At 37.0% G+C, this 297-nt stretch carries 1 protein-coding gene; it reads left to right on the top strand.

Annotation, left to right across the window (positions count from 1 at the left end; all coding sequences use genetic code 11):
- On the top strand, nucleotides 1-297 hold a 297-nt coding region (locus AOA61_RS27775; RefSeq protein ID WP_143521271.1), incomplete at both ends, for a spore germination protein.

The following is a 297-nucleotide window of genomic DNA, read 5'->3' on the forward strand; positions in this document are numbered from 1 at the left end:
GATGTTCGGAGTTATCCAGGAAGAGGACCTGAGGAACCGGATACAGAACGTGTTGTTCGAGGGAGTCGTGACGGCTATACTGAGAATATCATTGAAAATACAGCTTTAACGAGAAGAAGGATACGAGATGAAAGATTAAGAAATGAAATCATGAAAGTGGGGAAAAGATCAAAAACTGATATTTGTCTCTCATACATTGATGGAATTGCAGACACTAAATTAGTTGAAGTAATAAGAAAAGAGTTAGAAGCAATTGATATTGATGGTTTAACAATGGCAGATAAAGTTGTGGAAGAG

Source organism: Pseudomonas sp. 2995-1 (assembly GCF_002742505.1).
Classification (GTDB): domain Bacteria; phylum Pseudomonadota; class Gammaproteobacteria; order Pseudomonadales; family Pseudomonadaceae; genus Aquipseudomonas; species Aquipseudomonas sivasensis.